Source organism: Dactylosporangium sp. NPDC049140 (assembly GCF_040648435.1).
The window spans coordinates 1-1360 of record NZ_JBEZDS010000160.1 but is presented as its reverse complement, the minus strand read 5'-3'; the positions used below and the strand labels follow the sequence as shown (position 1 = coordinate 1360).

General features: G+C 67.8%; 1 protein-coding gene. It reads left to right on the top strand.

The window, feature by feature from the left end; translation table 11 throughout:
- Nucleotides 1-25: 25 nt before the first annotated feature.
- A partial coding sequence (locus AB0B76_RS58975; protein WP_360395205.1) for an amino acid adenylation domain-containing protein occupies nt 26-1360 on the top strand: 1335 nt, incomplete at its 3' end.

Here is a 1360-nt window from a genome sequence, read left to right as displayed (position 1 = left end):
GACCGTGCTGCCCCGTGGCGAGACTGTGCTGGATCTGATCGCGTCCCAGGATCCGGCGGCGGTGGCGGTCCGTGCTGGTGACACGGCGTTGACCTATGGCGAGTTGTGGCAGCGTTCGGCGGATGTGGCCGGGTATCTGCTGGCTTCGGGTGTGGGCCCGGATTCGGTGGTGGGTCTGCGTCTGGACCGGTCCGTCGATTTTGTGGCGGCGGTGTTGGGTGTGTGGCGGGCTGGTGCGGCGTATCTGCCGCTGGATCCGGAGTTCCCGGCGGAGCGGCTGGCGTTCATGGTGGCTGATGCGGGTGCTGTGCTGATTTTGGAGTCGGGTCTTGAGCTGCCGTCGTATGACGGTGTGTTGCCGGCTGTGCGGGGTGGGCAGGCGGCGTATGTGATTTACACGTCTGGGTCGACGGGTGTGCCGAAGGGCGTCGTGGTGCCGCACGCGGGTGTGTTGAATCTGGCTGTGCAGATCGCGCCGAAGCTGGGTCGTGTGGCGTTGCAGTTCGCGTCGTTCTCGTTCGACGCCGCGGTGATCGATCTGGCTGGTGTGCTGACGGTCGGTGGGACGTTGGTGATGGCGTCGGCGGCGGAGCGTGCGGAGCCGCGGGCGTTGGCGGCGTTGATCCGGGCCGAGGGTGTTACGGCGGCGAGTGTGGTGCCGTCGTTGTTGTCCCAGCTGGATCCGGTGGAGGTGCCCGGTGTCGGGTCGTGGATCGTCGGCTCGGAGCGGGTGAGTGGTGGGTTGGCGCGGTCGTGGTCGGTGGGGGCGCGGGTGTTCAACGCGTACGGGCCGACTGAGGTGTCCGTGTTGGCGACCACGATGGACTGTGCCGGGGATGCGGTGGGGGATCCGCCGATCGGTGGGCCGTTGGGCAATGTGCAGGTGTATGTGTTGGATGTCGTGCTGAACCCCGTGCCGGTCGGTGTGCCGGGGGAGATTTTCATCGGTGGTGTGGGTCTGGCGCGAGGGTATGTGGGTCGTCCGGAGTTGACGGCGGAGCGGTTTGTGGCTGGGCCGGGCGGGTCGCGGTTGTACCGGTCTGGTGATGTTGCGCGGTGGCGGGCTGATGGGGTGTTGGAGTTCGTTGGTCGTGCCGATGATCAGGTGAAGGTCCGTGGGTTCCGGGTCGAGCCCGGTGAGGTGGAGGCCACGCTGCGGGCTTCGGCGAGTGTCGCGGACGCCGCGGTGGTGGCCGAGGACGGGCGCCTGATCGCCTACGTGGTGCCGGCCGGGAACGAGTCGTTGTCGGTTGAGGCGTTGCGGGTGTGGGTGGGGGCTCGGCTGCCGGAGTACATGGTGCCGGGAGTCTTTGTTGAGCTGGCGGCGTTGCCGCGGAACCGGAACGGGAAGGTGGACCGC